Raw genomic sequence first — 25,241 nt, 5'->3', positions numbered from 1 at the left:
AACCTCTTTCCATTGCGATATTTCGTGTTTGCAGATGTTCAATATACCATGCGCTTACGCATGTCACACATTCGACCCACGTACACATCAATCATATCTTTTGGGTGCCCTCGGTGGGTCTCGAACGGTCTGATCGTGGCTTGCGTTTGAATGCGTCAGAGACCTGCCTCACTGTGTTCACCGTTCTTTTCGTCCTGTTTTCTCGTTCTACCCTGTCTCGTGCTGGTAGATGATGAACGATAACGGCATTCTAACATAGGTTTCAACATAGGTTTTCAGTATCCCCTTTCTTCGGGCTTTCTTTCTTTTGATTCCACTGGACTGTTCCCTCGTTCCTGTTTTCCTGTAGGGAGACGGGGATGGGTGACATTCGCCGGATGGGTTACAACTGCGGAGAACCTGATTGCGGAAGGAGTTCAGATGGTCGATCGCAATGGGCAGAAGACATCCAGACGGCGTAGTTTCGGATGCATCGTGGAGCGTAAGAACCGTGATGGCGAGGTTGTGGGCCTTATCGCCCGGTATGCGTCTCCTGTGGATGGGCGTCGTGTCTATCAGTGTTTTCCCGCGCATTCCTGGCGTCGCGCCGAGGATTGGTTGGACACGGAACGCCTGTATGTGGATCTGCACAAGCGTGGGATCGTCGAATGGATGTCCCCTCGTGAACGTGACGGGAAGACGGACACGCATGCGGTGACGTTCGCGAGTTTCGCGGATGGTTTCATAAGGCGTCATAGGCGGAAGGACGGGGCGGACCTTCAGGGTTCCACGAAGAGGAACCTGCGCAATGACGTGCGGCATCTCAATGAGGTGTTCGGGGATCTGGCGTTGACCGATGTGACGGAGGAGCGTATCCATGACTGGTATTACGGGGAGCATCCGAATGGTGAGTGGCAGTTCCGTTCGGAGTGCATGCGTCTGAAGATGATCCTGCGTGAGGCGTGTAGTCCTGGCGCGAAGGGGGCTCCCCCGTTGTTGGAGTCGAATCCGTTCACGTTGCCTATTCCCCCGGAGCCGGTCGCGGAGTCCTTGGATATCCCGCCGGTCACTCCCGGGGAGTTGTATCGGCTGTATTCCGCGATGCCTTGTTACACGCGTCTGTCCGTGTATCTCGCGGCGTGTGCGGGCGGCATGCGTATCGGCGAGGTGTGTGGTCTGCAGGACACGGATTTCGATCTCGAGCATGGTGTGCTGACGATCCAGCGCAGCGTGAACAGGGGCAGCGAGGATCTGGGGCCGACCGTCACCGGCAGGTTGAAGACGACTGGCTCCCGGCGCACGGTGCCGATCCCGGAATTGCTGAGGCCGTTGATCGTCGCCCACTTGGAGTCCCGTCGGGATCCTTCGAATCATATGTTCTTCCAGGCGAAGATCGGTGACGTGATCTCGCAGAACACCATCCGCAACCAGTTCATGAGGGCCCGGAAGGCCGCCGGACGCGAGGACCTGCAGTTCCGGACGCTGCGTGTCACCCATGCGACCGAACTGATGCTCAATGGTGGGAGTCTGAAGGAGACCATGGACGCTTTGGGGCATGTCAGGGAGCAGACCACGTTGAAGCATTACCTGCGTGTCGTGCCCGAGCATCAGCGTGATGTCTCCGATCGGACGGCCGCGTATCTGCTTTCCGCGGATCCGTCCCTCGCCCTGGCTTCCGCGTCCGGGCCGTCGGCGGCGGTCGCCGATGGTTCCGGCGACCCGTTGTCCTCGATCGTGCTTCTGCTCGGCCAGGTGGCGGATCTGCTGGCCGGTCATGCGGGCGGCAATCATGGTTTGGGCGAGGTCGTCCGGTCCGCTTGACGCCCGTCGGTCGCCGGCCCTGCATGATGGCCGACGGTATTCATGGCGTGGATTATCAACCGCGACATTATGTCGCGGTTGATAATGGTCCTCCTCGGCGCTGTCTCGGTTCCGCCTGTCGGCGTCTGCGCTTCGGCGGTCTTTGGGTTGTTTCTGTTTTTCTGTCGTTCGGGTGTGGGCTCGTTATCGGTTCGTGTGGGCTCGTTATCGGTTCGTGTGGGCTCGTTATCGGTTCGTGTGTGCCCGGGCCGGGTGTGGTCGCCGGGATTGTTGGTCCTATGGAAACGGGTTGTCATGGCTGATGGTGACGGGGATGGGAAGGGCCGGGGGGCCGCCGGCGCGGTCGCGGCGTTCGGCGGCGGCCTGTTCGCGGTGTTGTCGGTCGTCCTGGTGGCTCTTGTCTGTCTGATCGTCCTGGTGGTTGCGGTCCTGAAATCGGATTACGGCTGGTCGAATTGCACTGCGGGCGGCTCCTCGTGGGTCGAGTGGGCCCGTTCCGTGGCGAGGGATGATTCGCATGGGTATTCACAGCGTCATCGTGACGGTGATCCGGATTATGACTGCTCGTCGCTGGTGTGGGCCGCTTTGCGTCAGGCCGGGTTCGATGTGGGTTCCACGGCGTTCGCCACCCCGGGCATGGACGCGGTCCTGACGAAGGCGGGTTTCGAGCGTCTGGATTTCAAGGATGTGGCGTCGTTGCAGACGGGTGACGTGGTCTGGTCGGATTCGCATACGGAGATCTATGCGGGTGACGGCATGTTCGTGGGCGCGCATCACGACGAGCATGGCGGCATCGAGGGGACGGAGGCCGGAGACCAGACGGGTGACGAGATCAGCGAGACCGCGTCCCTGTCCGCGTCGTATACGCGCGTGTACCGGGCTCCGGCGGTCACTGGCTCGCAGGCGGTGTCGGGCGGCACCACGGATTCCGGTTGGGAGGGGTTGACCGTGGCCGCTGCGCGCAGGGAGTGGTCCGGGGTGCCGTATGACGTGTGCGACGCGTATCCGCCCGGGCAGTGCACGTGGGGCGCGTGCGTCCGCGCCTATCGTCTTGGCTGGAAGCATGTGGGTTCGCATTGGGGCAATGGTGCGGATTGGGCTCGGTCCGCTTCCGCTGAGGGGTATCAGGTGACGTCCTCGGCCCCGGTGGCCGGGGCCATCGTGAGTTTCCCGCAGGGCGTGCAGGGCGCCGACCCCGTGTATGGGCATGTGGGTGTGGTCGAGTCCGTGGATACGGCGGAGGGCACGGTCACTATCAGCGAGATGAATGTGAAGGGCCCCTTGTATTCGAAGCGCACCATGCCGATCGTGTCGGGCGCGAGCTACATCCTGCCCAAGGACTCGATCGATGGCGCGGGCGCCGTGGCGGCGGCGTGCACGGCGAACGAGACGGATGGCGACAGGGCGGACGTGGAGGCGGCGCAGCGTATCGCCCGCCGCAAGGTCAGGGAGCATGGCTGGGATGAAGCGCAGATGGAATGCCTTGTCCGATTGTGGGACCACGAGTCGGGGTGGCGTTGGGATGCGGAGAACCCGTCGTCCGGAGCGTATGGGATCCCGCAGTCGTTGCCGGGCTCCAAGATGGCGTCGTCTGGTCAGGATTGGCGGACGAACGCGGCGACTCAGATCGATTGGGGGCTCGGTTACATACAGGACCGTTATCAGACGCCGTGCGGCGCGTGGGGCGTGTGGAACAGCCGCAGCCCGCACTGGTACTGAACCTTTATCGGTTCATTGTCGTCGCTCGTGGGTTCCCGCGCTGTTATCGTCCGGTCTGCGGGTGATCGTATCGGAACAGGGCTCGTTCATTCTCTCTCACTCCCCTGTTTCCTCTGTCGGGATCCGCCCGTCTTCCGGTTGTGTTCGGAGGACGGGCTTTCCTTTTGCCTTGTCCGACGGATGTCTTTCCGATTCAGGGGAACCCGTTTCGGAGAGGCCTTCGCCGTGGCCTTTGACGGCCGTGCTACCTCTGTTATCGGCCTGTATGCTGCGGGGGTTCGTGTGTGGGGCTTGTCTGTGTTCTTTTTGAGAGGGGTGGTCGTCGTGTATGGCGTGAGCGTGGTTCTGGCTGATGACGGGCTGATCGGCCTGGTGCCGGATCCTTCCTGGGATGTGCAGTCGGTGAGGGATTTCGTGGGCGGTGTGGTCGCCGTATGCCTGTATGCGGCGATCGTGATGGTGATCATGGGTGTGCTCACCCTGCTGCCGGGTGTGATCACGAACAACATGATGGAGCGTGCGTTCTCATGGAAGCGCCTGTTGTGCGCGGTGCTGATCCCGTTGACGATCGGGGCGGCCACGTCGGGCCTGTCGTGGTCGTATCTGTCGTTCGGCTCCGAGGGGTTGCGGGCGAACGGCTCGTATCAGACCGATTCCGGGCGGCCTGATTATTCGCAGGCGTATGCGCGGACGGAGAAGCATAGCGATGACCTGTCGAATGTGGTGTCCCAGTTGGGTCGTGATGTCGCGTCGCGTATCGGCAAGGCCGCCGGGGACGCGGTGTCGAAGGGCTTGTCGTCGGGGTCCGCGTTGTGGGATTTCCTGTCGGGCGGAGACGGGAACGGGAACGTGTTCGAGAAGATCGGGTCGGGCTTGTCGTCCCTGTTCCATGTGTCGTCGGGTGTGGCCGTTATCGGTTCGGATCTGCGGTCGGCCCGAGTGTCGTGGTGGTGAAATGAAAGGAGGGCGAAATGTCAATTCACCCAATTATCGACGCGGCCAAGCATCTCGCATTGGAGGATCCTGATCTGGAAAAGCTCAAGGTCGCTCCGAACTACGAGTTCTTCCCGTTCATAGATCTGGTTCAGAAGATTGTGGGCGGACTGTGGGCGTTGGGCCTGTATGTGGCGGTGGGCGCCTGGATCGTCAGCGCCCTGGTGTGGATCGCGTCCAAGGCGATCCACAACAGCCAGATGCAGCAGTACTCCGGCATCGTGTTCGTGTGGATCGCGTTGGGCACGATGGTGCTGGGGTCGTCCATGGCGATCGTGAAGTACTTCGCCGTCCAGCCGTTGTTCTGATCCCTTCCTCCCCATGCCGGCCTTTGGGCCGGCATGTCCTGTGATGCGGGGCCGCGCCGTCGCCGGTGTCGGCCCCGTCCTTTTTCGTGTTCCGGTTTCCCGTGTCCGGGGGTGTTTCCTGTGGGTGAGATCGTCCAGGCTGTGATCGACCAGCTGATACCGTCGATGCTTGATCCGATGGGCAAGGCGTTGCAGGCGATGCTGATGGGCGCGTTCACGCAGGGTGCGGCGTCGATCAGCTTCTCCGAATGGAATGTGGCAATCACCGCGGCGAACCGTATCGGATGGATCATGGGGTTCGTGAACATGGCGGTGTGCATGGTGGGCGCGGTGCATGCGAGCATGCGGGCGAACGTGGCCGAGTCGTTGAAGTCGTTCGCGTTGAGCGTGCTCGCGTGGCCGTTGACCGCGATCTGCGTGAGCGTGATGATCACCGTGGAGGGTGTGGTCGGTCTGGTGACCGGACGCATGCTCCTGGTGGGAGGCTATTCGGTGAAGGAGCGTGGCGCGTCGGACATCATCGCCGCGATGTTCAAGAAGATCCTCACGTCGGCGAACGTGTCCGGCACGCTGCTGATGCTGCTCGTGTACCTGGTACTGTTCGTCGGCGTGCTGCTCCTGTGCTGCATGCTCGCCGCCCGTACCCTGTGCCTGATCCTGTTGGCCGCGGTCGCGCCGGTGCCGGTGATGATGGCGGGTTGGAAGGCGACGCGTCCTGCGATGCGACGCTGGCTGTCGGCCGTGGTGGGCGTGATGCTCGCGAAGCCGTTGGCCGCGCTGGTGGTCGTGGTGGGTTCCGCGCTCATGTCCCAGCAGACGACGAGCTCGTTCGAGGGCGGGAACCTGTGGGACCTGTTCGTCGGCATCGCCTGCATCTTCATGGCCTGCTATTCGCCGAAGCTGGTCATGCCGGTCGTCCAGTTCATCGGGGAGGACCGGAGCATGGGCATGCAGCAGGCCGCATCGCAGGCAGGCCAGAACGCGATAACGACCGCGGTGAGCGTCACCAAGGACGTGGTCATGAAGGCCGCCGCCATGGGTGCCGGCTTCGACGACGCGGTCAAGGAGTCGGGCGGACAGGGCCTGTCGCAGGGAGCGAAGGCCGGTGTGCGCATGATGGCCGGCCAATGGGGTCTGGCCGGCAGCGAATTGGGCACTCCCTCCTCCCCTGACTCCGGTTCCGGATCCGATTCCGGACGGCAGGGTGGCGGGGATGCTTCCGAGCCTGTCCGCGCGGACGCATCCCATGCCTTCCCGTCGGAAGCCGGTCCGGACCATACCGGCCCGCAGGTCTCGGTCGACGGGGCCGACCGTTCCGTGCCGCCGGCGTCCGCTCCCGTGCCGGCTCCCGGCCAGGGAGGCCAGGGTGGTTCCGGCGGCATGGGTGTGGCCGGCCGGGATGGCGCGGACGGTGTCGGCGGCGTGGGCGGTTCCGGCGGAGATGGCGGCGCTGGTGGTGCCGGTTCGGCCGGGGCAGGCGGCAATGGTCCCGATGGGCGTGAAGGCGTCCGCGGCGTGGGCGGCCTTGGCGGTTCGACGGGCCAGGATGGACAGGGTGGACAGTCTGGGCCGATCCTGGCCTGACCCCGCCGGTATCGGCCCGGCTGCCGGTGACCGTCACGGGGCCGGACCGCCCTTCTGTTTCCTCAGCGGCCGGCCCCTCCCCTTCCCCTTCTGATCCTTTCCCGTGATGTTGATTGGTGGTGGTTTCCCATGGCTTCCAATGATGGTGACGTGAAGGTCCCCATGGCGACGTTCTCGAGGCTGAGCGCCACGAACGTGCTGTTCGGGTGGACATGGCCGCAGATTATCGTCGGCCTGGTCGGCCTGGTCATGGTGGTGGCCGGCGGCGCTTCGGGGTTCAATCTGCCGGTCATGGCCGCTGGCGGCGTGGTCATGGCGTATGGTCTGCTCAGGTTCGAGGGGCTGAGCCTCCTGTCGTGGACGTATGTGTGGTTCTCGTGGCGTCGCCGGCGTCGTGACGGGTCGATGGCGTGGGCGGATTCGCCGTTGTCCGCGGGCAGGACGTCCGGCGTTCTGGGCGTGTGGTCGCAGGTCGAGGACCGTGCCCGTGTGATGGACGCGTCCTCGGTGGAGGTGGTGGGCACCCGGTTCGGTGACGCGTGTTTCCTCTTCGACCCGGACCGGCGGCGGGCTACCGCCGTGCTGGCGTTCAAGGTCGAGGAGTGGAGTCTGAGCACGGATGGGAGCAAGCGTTCTCGTGCCATGGCGTTGAACGATCTGACGATGACGTTGGCCGGCACTCCGGGCGTGGTCGAGTTGAAGGAGACCAGTCTGCTGATGCCGTGCAGGACGCCCGCTCCACCGGATCTGGATGATCCGGCGCTGCCCGGCTGGGCGCGCGGCGATCTGGCGGAATTGTGGTCGCTTCCGGAGATCGCGACCCCGTTGGCGTACGTGTCGTGGGTGAGCGTGGGCGTGGATGTGGATCGTCTCGTGGCGCGCCGGCGGGGCGATGCCGTGACCGAGCGGGCGCGTGTGGCCGGCGCGTTGGGCGATCTGGTGTATGACGTGGTGGCGCCCGCCCTGTTGGAGTGCGGCGCGCGTCGTGGCACGGTGCGTTGGTGCAGCCGCGCGGATCTGCGTGAGATGATCCGCAGCGTGTCCGATCCGGAGCATAACAGGGATCGTCAGCCGGTGCGCGCGGACGAGCCCACGTTGGGCGTGTGCGAGGAGAGCGATGACGGCGAGTACCTGACCCTGGAGTCGTGCGTGGCGCGTTCCTGGTGGGTGACTCAGTGGCCGGACCGTCCCGTCCCGGCCGGTTGGACGCGTGACCTGCTGACCGGCGGGAGGATGATCGCGTTGACGCATGTGTGGCGTCCCCTGTCGATGGAGAAGAGCGAGAAGGATCTGGCGGACAAGCAGTCCAGCATCATGCAGCGCAGCCGTATAGCGGACCAGAAGCGCCTGTCGAGGGACGAACGCCGGGAACGCCGGGAGCAGGCGCAGCGCGAGCTCGAACAGGATGCGAACTGGCCGGACACCGACCATCAGGGGTATATCACCCTGTTCGCGCCCGACAAGCCCACGTTGGACGTGCTGGAGCGTGGCCTGCGCATGGAGACCGGCAAATACCATCTGCAGTTGAACGCGTTGACGGGCCAGCAGGCGAAGGCGCTGGCCACGGTCCTTCCCTTGGGGGTGTGAGCATGCGTCGTATGGAACATGGCGAGGACCCGTTCGCCCCGATGACGTTCCATGGGGAGGATCCCGCCCCGGCGGACGGTGCCGGCGATGCCGATGGTGTGGATTGGCGTGCCGCAGGCCGTCGCATGGGCGGATGGCTCTCCCGGCATACGCCGTCGGCACGCCGTCCGATGACGGCGCTCATCGCCGTGTCCGCATGTTGCATGTTGCTCGGCCTGACGGTGCTCACGGTGCAGCGGTCCGCCGGCGAGAAGCGGGATCAGGCGTATGCGGCGTGCACCACGGCCCGTGACCGTTGGCAGGATGAGGCGTCCCGGTTCAGCCGTTCCGTGGAGGGCGTCCTGGATCCGCTTGACATGGACGCGCTGCGGGACGCGGATCCTGCGGGCGCGGAGCGCATCACCCGACTGGCAGCGGAACCCAGGCCTCCGGCTTCCTGCGAGGGGACAATGGGCGTGAAGGACCTCGAGACGGCGGCATCCTCGTTCGATGATGCGTCCGACTCGTTCGACGACCGCGTCTCCTCTCTCAGGAAGGCCGTCGCCGACACGTCCGCGTCCATGGAGGACACCGCACGCGCCAAGGCGCGCGAAAGCCTGTCCGAGGCGGCCTCCCAGGCAAGGGAGACATTATCCCGGACTGCCGGCGTGCAGCTGCGCGTCCCTTATCTGCGTGACCGTCTGTCCAGGCTTGTCGATGACGCGGATACGATGCTCGCCGATCACGAGGCGTCCGCCGATGACATGGACCGGCTCGCGTCGAACGTGGCGCATTCCGAGGAGTGGCTGCTCGACAGCATCCGCTGAACCGTGTCCCGTGGCGGCGCGTCCTCCTTATCGCCGGCCTGTCGGGTGATGGTGCCGTACCGTTGTTTCCCCGTGTTCTGGAGGCTGCCCATGAGTGGAAGGAACCATGGCTCCGCGTCCGGTCCGTCCAGGCCCGACCGGATCGTGTCGACGGGATTGTTCGACGAGCAGGCGATGGCGCGCATCGCCTCCCGTCCGGTCGTCCAGCCGAAGGCCGATGCCGCGCCCGTGCGTGGCAGTGATGGTCGCTTGTCCCTCGCGGATCGTGTGCTCGCCTGGTTTGTCGGTCGTGATGGACGCGCGGACTCGTGACCTGTGGGTGTGGCTGGAACGCCGGCGGGAGTCGATGGCGGCGAAGGCGGCGGAATGCCATGCGCAGGGTCTGCATATGACGGCGCAACGCTATGAGGGGATGATGGACGCGCTCCTCGACGTGAGGACCCACATCGAGTCGACGGAGCGTGGCCTGTCGGAAAGGGATGGTGTGTGATGGACGGTATGGTGACCGATACGAGGATCGACCTGGATTGCCCGGGTCTGCCGGGAGGCAGGTTCTCCTGCATGATGGTGAACGGCCCGGACGGGACCCCCGTGTTCTTCGTGTCCGTCGTGGGATCCCTCGCCGCGCAGGAGCGTCTGATCGACGGGGCCGGCAATCCCGTGGCGGCCTCCGGACTGGACCGGGAGTCCATGCGCAGTCTGCGCGACTGGTTGGACGACCGTCTGTCCGGACGGGTGACGCCTGGCCTTGTGTGATTTCCTTCCCTGGCAGGTGCGCCGGTATGTGCAATGGTGCCGTTCCGGTGCGCCGCAGCGCGAGCGACTGCTTGGATCCGGCTCCCCGGAGCCCCGCGTGTGCGGGCGATGCGGGAAACGTCGTTGCCGTGATGGCGAGCCCCTGTGCGGCTTCTGCCTGCGGTACGAGCATATGCCGGAATGCAGGCGGTGCGGGCGGAAGCGTTCCACGTCCTCGCCTGATGGATTGTGTTCGAGATGCCGTCACGCCCTCTCGTACCGGAAGGATCCCGCGTCGAAGGTGAAGGCGGGAAGGCCCAGGATCGGTTGAACCCTTCTTCCGGACGTGGCGCCGCTCCTTTATCGGCGGTCCTTCCCGTCCCCTGCGGGTGTGGGGCACGGATGGGGAGGCCGGCTCGCATGCCAGCCAGCCGCTCCCTCCGGTGATGCTTCCGTTCGGTTCAGGGAAGGTGGGCAGGCTGTGGCGCGTCATGCTGTCGTACCGCATGTGCGGGGCAGGCATTCCGTGGTGGGGGTGCGCACGGCTCCGCGGCGTCTCCTCCCCCTGCTCCTGTCCGTCATCCTGCTGGCCGCGTCCGCCATGTCGCTCATGCTGCTTCCCCGTGGAGTGAGCGCATACGCGGACGAACGCCGTATGCCATCGACGGCATCGGGTTTGACGGTGTCCGGCTCATGGGATGCATCACGGGGGCAGACGACGCGCGTCATGGCGTGGGGCTCCTCCGATGACTCGATAGACGTGTCCAGAGTGAGCCGCGCCCGGTCACCGTATCCACAGGTAGCTGATCTGATGGACGGGCGGGACCATGACTCCCTGCCCTCCGGGTTCGACCCGGCCCATGCGACCGGAGATGAGGGCAACGGGTACGCGTACGGCCAGTGCACTTGGTGGGCGTACACGCGCCGCCATGAGCTTGGCCTACCCGTCGGGAGTCGGTTCGGTGACGGCCGACAGTGGGCGGATTCCGCCCGTGCCTTGGGTTATTGGGTGGATGCGTCGCCGCGTGAAGGTGACATCGTCGTGTTCCGGCCCGGACAGGCTGGCGCTGACCCGGTGTACGGGCATGTGGCCGTTGTGGAGCATGTGGATGCGAGTGGGGGCATTCGGATCAGCGAAGCGAATATCAGTGGCCGGGTGGGGCCGTTCCAACGTGATCTGGATGCCCGCCAGGCCGGGGAGCTTGAATACATCCATTATTGAAGGGAAAGGAATCAGAGGGATGAGTAATGTGAACATCACGGTCACGCCCAATCCGGGCGTCCGGGCCGCGCAGCCTGCGCCGCCTGTACGGCATGCGGCGTTGAACACGAGGCGCAGCCTCCTCAAATACGTGCTGCTCGGCCTCGTCACGTTCGGAATCTACGACCTGTGGCAGATGGCCGAGATCACGAACACGGTGAACCTGGTCTGCACGCGCCGCGACGGGAAACGCACCATGAACTATCTGCTCATGTTCCTGCTCGTCGGCTGGCTCACCTTGGGGGTCGGCTGGCTCGTCTGGGGGCACCGGTTGAGCGCGCGCATCGGCATGGAACAGGCGGCCCGACGCCTGCCGGTCACGATGACCGCATCCACGTTCTGGCTGTGGAACATCCTGGGCGCGCTGATCGTCGTCGGCCCGTTCGTCTACACGTACCGGCTCCTGCACGCCATGAACGACGTGTGCGCCGACTACAACCAGCGCGGCTGAAAACGGAAAACACATATGTGAAAGGAGCCTGCCAAATGGCGGGCTCCTTTCACATATCCCCCTTTCTTCTGCCCCGTTATCGGGGGTTGCGGGGGTGGGTTGGCTGACGGGAGGCGTCTCATCGTCCATGCTCCTGTCGTGTGTGTCGATTGGAGGATTGTCATGAGTGTGTTGTCCGATGAGTTGGAGGAACGGTATCCGTTCGACAGGGATTCGATCATCGTCCCGTTGAGCCGTGTGCAGGCCGCCTCCGCGAGCCGGAAGGCGTATGCGGCGGGCAGGACCGCCCAGCCTACCGGCATGGAGGTCGAAGCGGGGGCCGAGGCGTTGTACACGGCGCGGCTGCATGCTTCGTCTGCGGCGGATCCGGCTCCTCTTCCCTTCTCCGGACTGCCCGAGCCGGTGCGCGCGCCGTATCTGGAGGAGGCTCGTCTCGTGCTTGCTGCGGCCCGTGGGGCCGTGTCCGTCGACAGCGTGCCGGCTGCGGGCGCTGTTGTATGATGCAACCATATGGATCCAAGGAGTGAATCATGAGTGGAGAGAAGGATATGCGGAGTACGAGCCGTCCCAAGTGGCTGGTCCCGGCCGTGGCTGCCGGAGTCGCGGTGATCGTGGTCGTCGCCGGCGTGGGTGGTTGGGCAGCTTGGTCGGCCCGTGAACGGTCGGCGGCGTCCGCGGCGTGCGCGACGGCGGCGGACCATACGCGGGAGGCGATGAACGCGTACAACCTGCTGCGTGACGGTGACGCCGCCGAGGCGTCGAAGACGGCGAAGGACCAGGTGAAGGACGCGAACACCCTGGATGTGCTGTCCAAGGCGTTGAAGGCGGAGGCGCCGGAATACGCGGGCTGCACGGCCGACAGCGTGAAGGGTTTGAAGGCTGCCGCGAACACGTTGGCCGAGCAGACCACATGGTACGAAACGCATGAGGATGATCTGTCGAAGGCGGTGAAGGCGGTCAACGAATCCAAGGCCGCGAAGACCCTGGACACGGCGCGCGCGAACCTGAAGGCGAAACTGGAGGAAGCGTCCAAATTGCTCGCGGATTCGGACGGCAAGGTGCAGGACAACGCGGTGCGTGACGTGTTGTCGAAGGCCATCGACGCCGGGAACAAGCTTGTGGACGGGAATGATCCGTCGAAGCTGGATGAGGCGCGCACATCGTTGGAGGATGCGGTCGGCAAGGTCAACGACAGCGTGAAAGCCAAGGCGGATGCGGATGCCAGGGCCGCGGCCGAGGCGCAGGAGGCCGCCGAAGCCGCCGCGGCAGCGCAGGCGCAGGCCTCCCAGTCGTCCGGCTATGGTTGGACGGGCGGCGGCTGGACCGGCTCCTCCGGTTCGGGCTGGTCCGGATCTTCCGGTTCGTCCGGTTCGGGTTCGGGTGGGCTTGGCGGGTTCCCCGGCGCCGATCCCAATTACCGCGGACAGGCCCACGGCACGGGCCGTCCGGTAGATGGCACGGAGTCCGCCTGCAACCCCGTCACCGGGGTGTGCGGCATAGGCTGAACCGTTCCGTTCCTCTCTTATCGCCCTCATGCTGGTTTTCTGGCATGGGGGCTTTCCTGTGTTCCGATCCTGTCGTCCTCGTCTTTCGCGCGTTATCGGCGTCCGTGTGGTGGCCGCGTGTGTGGGTGAAGGGAACGGGCCCGCATGGTTGTGGCCCGCACAGGAATGCACGGGCGGGTGTCCCCCGCGTCGTGCGACGATGACAGGGAGGAAAATCCTATGGGATTCGATGATCGCAGGCCGGGCCGTCGGGCCCGTGTCGGGCTGGCCGCTCTGGCCGCGGCGGCGACGCTCGCCTCGGGCGGGCTGGTCGCCGCGACCGCGTTCGCGGGCGGCGGCGGCGGCAACGCGGGCGGCGGCATGATGACGCCCGACGGCAATTTCAACTTGGTCTGGCAGTATTCCGACAACGACAACGGAGGGTTCGGCCCGTCCTCGGATTGGCATTCCACGGAGAAGGCCGTGAAGATCGACTGGTACAACCTGGGAGGCCAGGCCGAGCAGTTGATGCAGGAGGCCACCGCCGAGGCGGACAAGAACTGCTCCGACCGTTTCGACGAGGCGCATCCGGACCAGCAGGGGCAGGCCAACTGCCGTGTCGTGTCCGTGGGCACCGTGGGCCCGGCGAACTCGCGCACATGGACCGGCATCGGCGGCGCGACCCATGATCTTTGGATGGATGCCTGGCACAAGGTCGTGGACAACGTCCAGTTCTCCAACAACAAGACGAAGTACGTGACCAGTACGGAATTCTCGGATCAGGCGGGCTGGTCGGTGGACAAGCTCGCGGACACGTATGCGCCGGATTATGTGAACGGCGCGTCCACTGGGTCGATCGTGGTGATCGCGTTGAACCAGTACGAGCCGAAGGGCGAGCAGCCGCCGGCCGCGCCGGAGAAGACCATCGAGAAGGGCACGAGCGCGGATTCGATGGCGAACGAGACGGTCATCACGACCGGTACCGGCCGTCTGGGCACGAAGATGACGATCACGGACACGATCGACGCGCATGGCATGAAGTACACGGTGTCCGGGCAGAAGGTCGTGGATGTGACCGATGGCGGCAAGGACGTGAGCGGACAGTTCACGTTCAACACGCCTGACGGGCAGGCGGCGCCGGGCGACAAGGCGACCGCCACGTGGAACGGCGGCAGTCTGCCGGACGATCACAGGTTCGCGTATCATCTGACGATCACGGTCGAGGCCCCGAAGACCGACAAGGTCACGGACACGCCGTCGGTCACGTGGAACGACAAGGGCACCGGCCAGGCGGACGGGCACGAGTTCCCGACCTGGGCGCCGAACCCGGACAAGAGCTGGATCCTGTACCGCAACGGCAAGTGGCAGGCCGTGGTGGATCCTGCCGAATCGAACCGTACCGGCGCGGACGAGATGAAGTTCCTCGACGGGGACACGGTCGGCAGCGCGGTGAACGCGACCGTCGACCCGGACCTGATCGAGACGCCCACACGGTTCGTCCTGACCGACGACTGGGCGGCGGCCGACTATCTGGTCGACCCGCAGGACGCGTCCGATATCCGCGTGTACGCGCATGAGGCCGAACCCGATTCCACCGTCACGGTGGACGGGCGTGAGGTGAAGCATTACACGCAGACGTCCGTCGCGGACATCGCGAACACCGGCAAGGACGTCACCTCCATGTTCGACGTCCGGATCGACGGGACCGTGGCGACCGCCACGGCGAAGCCCGAATACCTGAAGACCCTCAAGGGCATGGCCAAGGGCCTGCAGGTGACCATGATCGTCCCGTTCACCGTGAACATGGCGAACGGGAAGGGCGCCGAACAGGTGCGCAAGGACTTCGGCCGCCAGCCGGGCGACGAGCTCACGTTCTGCACGAACCCGACCGACGGGAAGGATGACAAGGGGCCTGGTCTGACGAACAAGGGCAGCGAGGGTGTGAACGGCGTGACCGTCCCGACCAACGAGCCGCGCATCTGCGGCTACGTGCCGCCCGCTTCCAAGGACGTGATCGGCGAATCCTCCCAGGGCGGCGACCAGGCGAGCGTGGACGGCAAGACCGTGTATCCGGGACAGAGGGTCGAATACCAGTTGACCACGCAGCCCAAGCTGCCGGCCGACCTGGCGACCGAGGTGACCGGTGTGGCGTTCACCGACCAGTACGACCAGTATCTGCTGCCGGACAAGCAGACCGTCGAGATGATGGACCTGTCCACCGGCAAGGTCGTGCCGAAGTCCAAGTACGAGACCAAGTGGGATGAGGACAACCACCTGTTCCGCCTGTCCGTGACGGACAAGACGCTGCTCGGCCAGTGGCGCGCCGACTCCAACCCGCGCATCCAGATCCGGTTCGAGGGCACCGTGGCCGAGGACGCGCCCGCCGACCATCGGGTCGACAACAAGTGGGTGCTCACGATCAACAACAGTCTGACCCCGTCGAACGAGGTGTTCAACCTTCCGCCCGACTTCAAGCCGTCCAAGAAGGACACCCAGTCCGAGGGGCAGGGAGATCCGGCCGTCAGCATCGACGGGAAGACCATGCTCCTGGGCGACACCGGCAACTACACGGTCACCCTTGACGCCAACCAGAAGGACACCGCGTACAAGGTGTGGCGTCTGGGCGTCGTGGACGACTACGACGAGCAGTACGTGGACATCGACCCGTCCAAGGTCGAGGTCATCGGCTCGGACGGCAAGGACTGGACCAAGTCGTTCAACGTGCAGGTCCGGAATGGTGTCGTGTATGTGTTCGCCAGGACCGTGGACACTCAGGTGCCCGCGACCGGCGAGACCGTGAAGGGCGACCCGCAGCCCGAGGACCTGAAGGCGTATTCGGAGCTCACGGACAAGGACCACGACCCGTTGAAGGATCCGGCGATCGACCAGGCGCTGCTCGGCCGCTCCTATGAGATCGTCATGCCGTACAAGGTCGTCAAGGTCACCGACGGGTACGTGGTGAAGAACACCGCCACCCAGATCACCAACAACGTGAGCAGGAAGACCAACACGGTGTCCAACCCGTTGAAGCCGATCAACCCGGTGAAGGACGTGACCGTGAAGGTCGGCGGCGACAGCATCGACGGCAGGAGCGTGTACCTCGACAGCACGTTCCTCTACCAGCTGGATTCCAGCGTCATCCCCGCCGACCGCGCGTATCCGACCGTGGCGAACTGGGGCATCAGCGACCAGCTCGACCCGCAGTACGACAAGGCCACCGGCCAGTGGGCCGTGTACGCGACCCGCGACCTGTACCGTGACGGCAAGGTGATCGCCGCGAAGGGCGAGCGTATCGCCGGCAGCGGGTTCGACAGTTCCAAGCTGGGCGGCGACCTGTTCACCGGTTCGATCGACCCGGCCACCGGCAAGGTCGACATCCAGGCCACCCAGGCGTACCTCGACCTCGTGTCCAAGGACACGCAGCATGAGCAGGCGTGGCGCGCGTACATCCAGGTCAAGCGCGTGAAGGTCACAGAACGCCATGAGAACGTGTTCACCGAGCATTACAACGGCAAGGACCTCACGAGCAACATCGTGTGGACCCGCACCCCGGACCTCACCCCGTCCATCAGCATCGAGAAATGGGACAAGGCCAGCGGCTTCCCGAAGGGCGACCGCGACCAGTCCAAGGACGCGTTGAAGGGCGCGAAGGACGGTGACGTGATCGTGTTCACGATCACGAACACCAGCAAGGACGAGGACGGCCACGGCGCCTGGTACAAGGCGTCCGACCTGAAGCTCGAGGACCACACCATCGTGGGCGACGGCACCGTCACCGGCCTGAAGTATCCGGCGGGCTGGGACACGCTCGTCCTCAAGCCCGGCCAGAGCGTCGACGTGGAGGGCGTGCTCACCGGGTTCACCCAGGACACGCACACCGACCGCGCCAAGGTGACCGGCATCCCGCTCGTGGAATGCCCCGCCACCGACAACGACCCGTTCGGCACCCCCGCTGCGGGCGACGACGGTGAGGCGGACGGTCCGAAGCAGGTGACCATCGACGGCGTGACCCGCTGCGAGGACACCAAGGTCGAATCCAGGACCGACGACTGGAACGGCGAATCCGTCAGGCTCGCCATCACCGGTGCGGGCATCCTGCCCGCCATCCTGGTCGGCGTGCTCCTGCTCGGCGCAGGCGGCGCTCTCCTCGCCTTCACCGTACGGTCCAAGACGAAGGACGGGCAGCGTCCCGCCCACTCCGGCAAGTAATCCCATAAGGCCATCCACGGGGATGGCCCGTCACATGCGCCGCGCCCTTCCATGACCGGGCGCGGCCCCTGAACAATCCCATTCCCTTTCACAAAAACAGAGGGTTCCGTCGGGTCCGGACGATCCGGCGGAACCCTCAAGGAGGAGAAAAAACCATGTCCAGACAAGCACTCTTCAAGGCTGTGGCCGCCGTCGCGTCGGCGGTCTCCGCCATGACGCTCATGGCCGTCCCAGCCCTGGCGGCAGACACCCAGATCCCGTCCGCGTCCCTGACCAAGGTCCAACCGTTGACGGTCACCGCGTCGGAGGACATCTCCGCGAAGACGCTGAAGGCCGTGCCGCTCGCCAACTACAGCGCCGCCACGACGAACGGCACCGACATCACCGGATTCGACCTGTCCGACGCCGGACACGCATCGCAGGTCGACAAGGCCCTGACGTCCGCCGGCATCGCCCACGCGACCGAATACAACGCGTCCAACCCGATGCAATGGGTGTCGAAGAACCTCCTCGATTCCGCGTCCAGCCCGTATGCGGGCAAGCTGCGCAATCTCCTGACCGCCCTGGCGAAGGACGGTTCGCTCGCCTCGGGCTCCGACGCGGTCGCATTGGCGAAGGGTGCGAACGCGCAGACCATGACCGCGAACGTGCGCCCCGGCATCTGGCTCATCGTGGACGCGACCGCCAAGGGCAAGGCTTCCCTGCCGATGCTCGTGGGCACCGGCATCGACGGGAAGACCACTTTGCGCAACGGGGACGCGACGATGAAGCTCGGCACCGTGGAATACAAGCCGAACTCGACCACCGTCAGCAAGAAGATCCTGACCGGCGGACAGGAGACCGACTCCTCGAAGAACGCGATCGGCTCGACCGTCTCGTACCGTCTGAAGACGACCGTGCCCAACTGGACCGGCTATGGCAAGTTCCAGTTGAAGCTCTCCGACACCCTCGGCAAGGGCCTGACCTATTCGTCGGTCACCAAGGTGACGGTCGGCGGCGCCGATCTCGACAAGACCCTGTACAAGGTGAACGGTCCGACTGCGGACAACCAGCTCGAGATCGTGTTCTCGCCTGACGCCTCCGGCGTGAGCGACCTGATCGCGCACAAGGACAAGTTCCCTGTCGGCGCGGCGATCGTCGTGGAATACAACGCGATCCTCAACAAGGACGCGCTGATAAGCACCGGTCAGGGACTGAAGGGCAATCCGAACAGCGTGAGCGTCCAGTACTCCCACAATCCCAATGTAAGCACCGATCTGGAGACCGTTCCCGGCAATACCGTGAACACGTACACCGGACGCTTCCTCCTCGTCAAGCATGATTCCTCCGGCGCCCCGCTCGCCGACGCGACCTTCAACATCACCGCCGCCGGCGCGACGAGCCCGTTGAACCTGGTCCAGGTGTCCAAGGCGACCGACAACCAGTCGGCCAACGTCTACCGTCCCGCCCTGGCCGGAGAACAGGGGTCCCCGACCATCACCACCCCCGCATCCGGCCTTGTGACCGTACAGGGGCTCCAGGGATCCTATACGGTCGCCGAGAAGTCCAGCCCGTTCGGCACCGCCCTGCTCCCGTCCTTCACGCTCCAGATCGATGCCGCCAAGGATGGAAAGAACCAGATCGTCCAGTTCAATGGTGACGCGAACAAACTGGCCACCTCCACAATCGGACAGGAGACCGTGACCGTGGTCAACGTCAGGAACCTGGCCGAGATGCCCAAGACCGGCGCCGCATGGATGGCGGTCTTCGCCATCGGGGCCGGCCTGTGCGCCACGGGGGCCGGGCTGCTGCTGTCCCGCCGTCGCGTCTGACGGATGGTGGGCATGAGACATCATCCATCATCCGGACCCCGGTTCGATAGGAGGCTGGTCGCCGGCCTGCTGCTTCTGACGATGGCCTGCCTGCTGGCGACCATGCCGTTCTGCCTCATGCTCATCAACCAAAGAGCCGCCTCGACGGTCTCCGAATCCCATTCGCAGGCGGTGGGCCTGTTGAGGGAATCGGAGACGCGTGGCGAACTGGATTCGGCACACGAATACAACCGGCGGCTCTTCTCCGACGGGTCCACGGTCCTCGGCGAGGCCGTGGACCCCTGGTCGGGAAGCCCGTCATCCGTCAGCGAACAGGATGACGCCTACCAGTCGCAGCTCGACTCGCCTGCGGACGGGATCATGGCGACCATCTCCTATCCGAGGCTGGGAATCGACCTTCCGGTCCGGCACGGCACCTCGTCATCAGTGCTCGCGGCCGGCGCGGGCCACCTGTACGGTACGAGCCTGCCGGTCGGCGGCAACTCGACGCACAGTGTCATCAGCGCCCATTCCGGCCTGGCCGACCAGCTGATGTTCGACCGACTCAGCCTGAGACAGGGCAGGATAGGCGATGTCTTCTATATCAAGGTGGCCGGCCGGACGCTCGCCTACAAGGTCACGAGCATCGAGGTCATCGACCCGGGCGATTTCACCCGTTTCGCCATCGTCAAGGGACACGACCAGGTCACGCTGCTGACCTGCACCCCGTACGGCGTCAACAACAAACGTCTTCTGGTGACCGGGGAACGGGCGTCGATGCCCGTCCAGGCCCCGGAGCCGAAGGATGCGCCCGGGGATGATTCGGGCATCTGGATCATCGTGTGGATCATGGCGGTCTGGCTCGCCTCCATGACGGCCGCCTTCAAGGCCGTATGTTCGCACATCCGCCCCGGCGGCGTCAGACGTGCCGTGCGCGGTCAACATCTCATGCATTGAGGAAGAGGAGCAATAATGAAGAACACAGGCTTGACACGGGCCGTCTCGGCCCTGTCCGTCATAGCGACGCTCGCCCTCGGACTGGCGGCCGGCACTGCCGGCAGCCGGCCCGTCACGGCTTCGGCCGCGGAACCCAAACCGATGTACGCCACCGCCACGTTGAAACGCGTGTCCGACGGCACCGGCCACGGGACAGCGGCGCAGACGTTCATCAACTCGAGGAACGGATTCGCCACGGGCGACGATTCACCCACCGACGGGATAGTCTCGAGCGGCGACACCGTGGAGTATGATCTGCGGCTTTCCGTCACCGCCGCCTCGAAACGACGCCTGAAGGTCTCATGGAACCTCACGGACGCGCCGTACCTGCAGGCTGCCGACTCCCAGGGAGTGTTGACCTGCCAGTCCGGCCGTCTGGTCACCGGGGAGCCGCAGTCGGACGGCTCATGCATCTACACGGTGCCCGCAGGCGCGGTCGAGACGTTGGACCAGCGGATCACCCTGACCGCCAAGGACACGGGGGGTCTCGTCAAAACCGGGCAGAAGCCCAAGCTCACCGTGAGCCGCATGGACGGCGGCGAATCCGTCACGTTCCCCGCCGATGAGACCACGGTGGTCTCGGCCCCCGCCGCCGACCTGGTCGTGGACAACGGCGGCCTTCCCGACAAGCAGGACACCACGGAACGCCGCAACACCTGGGCGGCGTCCGGCACGCTCGACGGGTATTTCGACCTCAAGGTCAAGCCACTCACCTATCCGGGGTACACGTCGACCCATGGCGCCTCCACCGGCGGATCCTGGTCGGCCGACGTGGACGTCTCCCGGTTCCCCGCAGGCACCGTCTGGAAGCTCGACGGCGCGGCCATCACCGCCAACGGAGGGCATCTGCGTCTCACGGGACTGAAGGGCGACCATCGGCTCGCATACACGCTCCAGGCGTCGTCACTGTCCGGGGTCAAGGAGAACTCCATGGCCTACTATGACATCCAGGTCACCCCCGACCCGGGCTCCTTCGCGTCCGGTTCCGGCCCCGACGCATTGCAGAACATGGGCGTGGGCGACGAGCCCGGCCGCGGCAAGGGGCGGGACGAGTCGCCCGACCAGTCCACCGGCGCGATGAAGGGCTACCCATACGCGAACAACGATTGGAGCCGGGCCATCGTGTCACGCCCGCAGGATCCCGACGGCTACATCTACTGGAAGCGCCTCTACCGTCCTTCCACGCCGGGCAAGACGCTGTTCGACCCGGAGAACCTTGATTTCTCCAGATCCGACAGGGAGGAATGGATCTGGCATGAGGACGGCAAGACGCGGGGCGACTCCGTGGCCGTTGGAAGCCAGCTGAAGGTGGAGATGGGCGCCCTGGCCAAGAACATGCGGTACATGGTCGCCGGATACCATCCATGGATGCAGGACAAGTGGGATCCGTCCCAGCAGCGCTGGGAGGGAGGCTTCACCGTCCAGCAGGGCTCCACGCAGCTCGTCTACGGGCGCGACTACACGGTGCGATGGACCGAGCATGATCCCGGCGAATACGACACGGACAACGGGTCGACCACCGACGCGGCCTGGCATGACGGCATCCCGTCCGACTCGCAGTCCGACGTACGCGCCATCCGCGTCACCCTCAACCAGGGTTCGGGCGTCCGCTACGGGGACGGAGCGGAACCCATCATCGCGAACTTCATGCTGCGCGTCGTCTCCACGGCGTCCTCCGGCAACGTCCAGCTGAAGGACCGTCTGGACGCGGAGATCCGCAGCACCGGCGGCGGCATATCGCACGGATACGACGACGAATACGTGTGGGCCGTCGCACCCGCCCGCCCCGCCGCATCCATCACCAACGAGGTCAAGGTCACCGACTCCCAGGGCAACGAACGCAAGGCCGACGAGATCCAGCCCGGAGACTTCGCCGACTACACGCTCACCCCGAAGATGTCCCAGATACAGCTCTCCGGCACGTCGGTGAAACCCGTCGTCACCATCCCCTATCCGGTCGGCCTGACCGACCCCGAGGACACGGACGGCAACTGGCTTCTGACCGTCAACGGCTCGGGAAAGGCCCGTACGCTGACGTTCACCTGGAACGCCGACTCCGGTCTGCTCGTCCCCGCCCTGGACATGTTCGGAGCGGCCGAACTGCCGCAGATCACATTCCGCGCGAAGGTCGGCAACAAGGCGGCCGGCACCGTGACCGCCGCCGCCACACTGACCGCGGACACCGGCAGGAACGGTGTCATCCCCTCCTACAGCGTGAAGTCGAACACGGCGACCGCCCTGTTCTCAGTGTCCTCCCGGTCGGGCGAAAGCGGATCCCTGTCCGCGGACCCCGGCAAGACGGAGATAGGCGACCCCCTGCATTATTCGTTCAACTTCTACGCGCGAGGCGCCGGCCGTTCCGGACAGGCCGTCACCGTCATCCACGCCCCGTCGAACGACGACGCCCGTCTCGAGGGCACCGGTCATACCGGCATCGATGGCAGCTGGAACGACTACGACCGGGGACACTCCTCCTACCATGGGACATGGTCCATGCTCGACCCGGTCGCCCTGGACCAGGACGACTCCACCTCCACGACGGTCGCCTATTCCACGACCGTCGCATGGGACGACGACCCCTCCTCCTACCAGTGGAAGGCATGGGACCTCCTGTCCGATCAGGAGAGGAAGGCCATCACCGCCATCCGCGTGACCTCCGTGTTCGAATCCACAGGCGGGGCCACGACCGCCGCCGCCTCGGGCACCATCACCATCCGCCCCGACGGCAACCGCAAGGACGACCAATACAACATGTGGCCCGGCCGCACCCGGTTCACGAACGGCCACGCCATGGGCAACCTGCCCTGGGCCGACCGGAACACCGTGGTCGCCGCAAGCATCACCGGCACCATCTGGTGGGACCAGGACGGGGACACGGCCATCGACACCGACGAGCCGCGAGCCGAAGGCGTGCAGGTGTCCCTGTGGAAGGCCGACGGATCAGGCAACCCGATCGGAGACAAACCCCTGGACACCACGACGACCGGACATGACGGATCCTACGGCTTCACCCTGCTGCGCGCAGGCCACTACATGACCGAGGTGAAACGCGGCACGACCGGGGACGCGATACCCGAATCCGCTTCCACCTACTACGGGAAGGATGTCTCCGTATCAAACACGAGCTCCTGGCTCGGCAAGGTGAAAAGCCAGGCGCATGACCGTTCCGACGACATCGGACTCGAGATCGGCCAGGACCTGCCCGGCGTCGATTTCGGTTACATGAAACCCGATCCGAAGGTCACGCTCGACAAGACCCAGTCGAGACTCGACTGCGACGACACGGCATGCACGGTGAACTGGGACGTGAAGGTCACGAACGCAGGCAACACGACCCTGCCCGCCGACTCCACGATCACCGACCGCTCCTCCACCACCGTCAGGGACGTGAAGGCCACGGCAGGAACGGTCAGCAAGACCGAAGACCAGTACAGGCGATACACGCAGATAGCCGCCGGACTCGGTTATGCCCACGCCATCGACACGGAGGGCCGACTGTGGGCCTGGGGCACGAACTCCGTTGGTGATTTAGGCGACGGAACCACGACCGACCGCCTCAAGCCCGTGCAGATCATGCCCGGCCGCACGTTCAAATGGACATCGTCAACCAAGGCCATCGACTCCGACGGACACCTCTGGTCCTGGCGCTGGAATGTCAGAGGCCAGCTTGGCACCGGCACCAAAGACAAGAACCCCCATCCGACCCCGGTCATGATCACCCCGGAACGGACATACACAAAGGTCTCGGAAGACGGAGAGTTCGTCATGGCGCTCGACACCGACGGACACCTATGGGTCTGGGGCTACGGAAATGATATAGGCACCGACCCCGCCCCCTGGCGGCCTGCACAGGTCATGCCCGGCCGCACGTTCACGGACATCTCCGCATCTAATGTCACCGGCATGGCTCTGGACTCCGACGGCCGTGTATGGACAATGGGACGCTCCATCTCCGGCACTCTGGGCAACGGGCAGATGGAAGGGGAGCATTTCAGCGACATGGTGCAGATCTCGTCAAGCCGCACCTTCACCCAAATCCACATGGATAGTAGAAGTGCCTTCGCAATCGACTCCACCGGTCACCTGTGGGCATGGGGCGAGAACACCTATGGTAATCTCGGTGACGGCTCCACCACGAACCGTTCCACCCCCGTCCAGATCACCCCGACCCGGACCTACAAGTCTATCAGCGACTCCAGGGCCATCGACACCCAAGGCGGACTCTGGTCCTGGGGCTTCAACGGCTATGGTGCCGTCGGCGACGGCACCACCACGAACCGTTCCACCCCCGTCCAGATCATCAAGGACCGGACGTTCCTGTCCACCAACGACTCCTTCGCGATCGACACCCGGGGAAGGCTCTGGGCTTGGGGGCCGAACTATTTCGGCCAGTTCGGTACGGGCACGAAGGATAATGTCAAGCATTCCACGCCTTCCGATGTCACACCCCTCGAGGCTCCGGGCAACAGCGTGGACCCGACCGAGGTGCCTGTCGCCCCGGAATCCCAACGGGACGCCGACGGGATGACGGAACGCGTGTACACGCTCCCGTACGGGATCGCGCCAGGAGGACACATCATCCTCCACCTGACCGGTCGCGTCACCCGCACCGCATCCGCGCAGAAGATCTCGAACCAGGCATGGTTCGACTCGACGGACACCCCCTATCAGGGGACGCCGCACGCCAGACAGGAGAAGACAACCCGGCCCACGCCACCCGTCACGGCGAGACTGGACGAATCATCCCATGACATCACGGGCAACGCGTCCTGCCGGACCGGCTCCGACTATACGAAACCTGACATGGAGCACCTGTTCTCCAACGGCAACGAGGACTCGTGCGACCAGGTGGGCGGCTCCATCCCCGCGGCGCCCATCGCCCAGTCCCCGGATCTAGGCAGCATCTCCGGCATCTACTGGCGGGACACGGACCGCAACGGCGTCCGCGGCTCCACCGAGACCGACAGGATCGGAGGACAGACGGTGATCCTCGAGAGCCAGGCCGGCAACCAGCTCGACACGACCGTCACGAACGATGACGGCTCCTACAGGTTCGACCAATTGCAGCCGGGCACATACAGGATTCGTTTCAGCCGTGTCGACCGCAGCGACTTCACCAAGCCCGACGCAGACGACGCCCAGCCGGGCACGGATCAGAGTTCCGACGACTCCGATGCGTCGGTCTCCGACAGTGATTACGGTCTGGGCACCCCTCTGGTCGAACTGGCGAAGGGACGTATGGACAAGGATCATGTGGACGCCGGCGTCCTGCCGGAGAAGCCCCTGATCGGCCGCATGCCAAGCACCGGTCTGATGCTCCTGCCCCTCCTGCTGCTCCTGGGCATGGGCTGTCTCGTCGGAGCGGTCCTGCTGCTGCGTCCAAGCAAGCACGACTCCACCGACCCCGATGCCACTCCCGAGGCCCGAGGATCGCTACCGTCAACGGACCGTGATGGCGCTCCGCGCCATTCAGGCGATCATCACACCGATCAGGCATGACAACAGGTGAGGAGGGACG

Annotated in this window: 18 protein-coding genes; all 18 read left to right on the top strand. The window is 64.9% G+C overall.

Annotated elements, in window-relative coordinates; all coding sequences use genetic code 11:
- Positions 1-420: 420 nt before the first annotated feature.
- The 18 genes from BW14_RS08590 to BW14_RS08505 all read left to right on the top strand — a co-directional run bounded on the left by BW14_RS08590 (position 421) and on the right by BW14_RS08505 (position 25,222).
- Entirely contained in the window at positions 421-1,800 is a 1,380-nt protein-coding gene (locus BW14_RS08590) for a site-specific integrase (RefSeq protein ID WP_140490265.1), read from the top strand.
- 294 nt (positions 1,801-2,094) lie between these two features.
- Complete coding sequence (locus BW14_RS08585) at positions 2,095-3,519, top strand: CHAP domain-containing protein (RefSeq protein ID WP_140490263.1); 1,425 nt, start codon at positions 2,095-2,097, stop codon at positions 3,517-3,519.
- Between the two features lie 297 nt (positions 3,520-3,816).
- Entirely contained in the window at positions 3,817-4,473 is a 657-nt protein-coding gene (locus tag BW14_RS08580) for a hypothetical protein (RefSeq protein WP_181162356.1), read from the top strand.
- A gap of 17 nt (positions 4,474-4,490) precedes the next feature.
- Positions 4,491-4,820 carry a DUF6112 family protein gene (locus BW14_RS08575; protein WP_140490259.1) on the top strand — a complete coding sequence of 110 codons (330 nt, stop codon included), beginning with the start codon at positions 4,491-4,493 and terminating at the stop codon, positions 4,818-4,820.
- A 120-nt stretch (positions 4,821-4,940) separates the two neighbouring features.
- Positions 4,941-6,404, top strand: coding sequence for a type IV secretion system protein (locus BW14_RS08570; protein WP_181162355.1), 1,464 nt, complete (start codon positions 4,941-4,943; stop codon positions 6,402-6,404).
- 129 nt (positions 6,405-6,533) lie between these two features.
- Complete coding sequence (locus BW14_RS08565) at positions 6,534-7,991, top strand: SCO6880 family protein (protein WP_140490254.1); 1,458 nt, start codon at positions 6,534-6,536, stop codon at positions 7,989-7,991.
- 11 nt (positions 7,992-8,002) lie between these two features.
- Positions 8,003-8,797 (top strand): hypothetical protein, encoded by a 795-nt coding sequence (locus tag BW14_RS08560; RefSeq protein WP_181162354.1) that lies wholly within the window; start codon positions 8,003-8,005, stop codon positions 8,795-8,797.
- Positions 8,798-8,887: 90 nt separating this feature from the next.
- Positions 8,888-9,109, top strand: a complete 222-nt coding sequence (locus BW14_RS08555; RefSeq protein WP_140490250.1) for a hypothetical protein — start codon at positions 8,888-8,890, stop codon at positions 9,107-9,109.
- Entirely contained in the window at positions 9,090-9,287 is a 198-nt protein-coding gene (locus tag BW14_RS08550) for a hypothetical protein (protein WP_140490248.1), read from the top strand. The genes BW14_RS08555 and BW14_RS08550 overlap by 20 nt, the downstream gene beginning before the upstream one ends.
- Positions 9,284-9,553, top strand: a complete 270-nt coding sequence (locus BW14_RS08545; RefSeq protein ID WP_140490246.1) for a hypothetical protein — start codon at positions 9,284-9,286, stop codon at positions 9,551-9,553. The genes BW14_RS08550 and BW14_RS08545 overlap by 4 nt, the downstream gene beginning before the upstream one ends.
- A gap of 460 nt (positions 9,554-10,013) precedes the next feature.
- Entirely contained in the window at positions 10,014-10,754 is a 741-nt protein-coding gene (locus BW14_RS08540; protein ID WP_258186099.1) for a CHAP domain-containing protein, read from the top strand.
- A gap of 19 nt (positions 10,755-10,773) precedes the next feature.
- Positions 10,774-11,244: a DUF4234 domain-containing protein gene (locus BW14_RS08535; protein ID WP_140490244.1), complete on the top strand. Its 471-nt coding sequence runs from the start codon at positions 10,774-10,776 to the stop codon at positions 11,242-11,244.
- A 162-nt stretch (positions 11,245-11,406) separates the two neighbouring features.
- The gene (locus BW14_RS08530) at positions 11,407-11,745 is read left to right on the top strand and encodes a hypothetical protein (protein ID WP_140490242.1); all 339 of its coding nucleotides are present in this window, start codon (positions 11,407-11,409) and stop codon (positions 11,743-11,745) included.
- A gap of 29 nt (positions 11,746-11,774) precedes the next feature.
- Positions 11,775-12,749, top strand: coding sequence for a colicin transporter (locus tag BW14_RS08525; RefSeq protein WP_140490240.1), 975 nt, complete (start codon positions 11,775-11,777; stop codon positions 12,747-12,749).
- Positions 12,750-12,968: 219 nt separating this feature from the next.
- Positions 12,969-16,937, top strand: a complete 3,969-nt coding sequence (locus BW14_RS08520) for an LPXTG cell wall anchor domain-containing protein (RefSeq protein WP_140490238.1) — start codon at positions 12,969-12,971, stop codon at positions 16,935-16,937.
- 155 nt (positions 16,938-17,092) lie between these two features.
- Positions 17,093-18,748: an isopeptide-forming domain-containing fimbrial protein gene (locus BW14_RS08515; protein WP_140490277.1), complete on the top strand. Its 1,656-nt coding sequence runs from the start codon at positions 17,093-17,095 to the stop codon at positions 18,746-18,748.
- 12 nt (positions 18,749-18,760) lie between these two features.
- The gene (locus BW14_RS08510; protein WP_181162353.1) at positions 18,761-19,684 is read left to right on the top strand and encodes a class C sortase; all 924 of its coding nucleotides are present in this window, start codon (positions 18,761-18,763) and stop codon (positions 19,682-19,684) included.
- A gap of 15 nt (positions 19,685-19,699) precedes the next feature.
- Positions 19,700-25,222, top strand: coding sequence for an SdrD B-like domain-containing protein (locus BW14_RS08505; protein WP_140490234.1), 5,523 nt, complete (start codon positions 19,700-19,702; stop codon positions 25,220-25,222).
- Positions 25,223-25,241 lie beyond the last annotated feature (19 nt).

Origin of the sequence: Bifidobacterium sp. UTBIF-68, assembly GCF_006408855.1 — a bacterium.
GTDB lineage: Bacteria > Actinomycetota > Actinomycetes > Actinomycetales > Bifidobacteriaceae > Bifidobacterium > Bifidobacterium reuteri.
This window is presented reverse-complemented; position numbering and strand designations above follow the sequence as displayed.